The sequence below is a fragment of the Pseudoalteromonas sp. S1612 genome (assembly GCF_005887175.1).
GTDB lineage: Bacteria > Pseudomonadota > Gammaproteobacteria > Enterobacterales > Alteromonadaceae > Pseudoalteromonas > Pseudoalteromonas undina.
In genome coordinates, this window is sequence record NZ_PNDH01000106.1 from 1 (window position 1) to 223 (window position 223).

At 47.1% G+C, this 223-nt stretch carries 1 protein-coding gene; it reads right to left on the minus strand.

What is annotated here, in order from left to right:
- Nucleotides 1-223: uS5 family small ribosomal subunit protein (locus tag CWB78_RS18295; RefSeq protein WP_502705097.1), on the minus strand; the 223-nt coding region annotated here is incomplete at both ends.

Here is a 223-nt window from a genome sequence, read left to right on the forward strand (position 1 = left end):
ATCGTTGCACGTACTACGTTGATTGGGTTAGTAGAACCGTAACAGTTAGAAAGTACGGTCTGAACACCAGTCACTTCTAGTACTGCACGCATAGCGCCACCTGCGATGATACCAGTACCTTCAGAGGCTGGTTTCATGAACACTAGGGAGCCAGCATGACGTCCCTTAACAGGATGCTGTAATGTATTGCCATTTAGGTCTACATTGATCATGTTGCGACGTG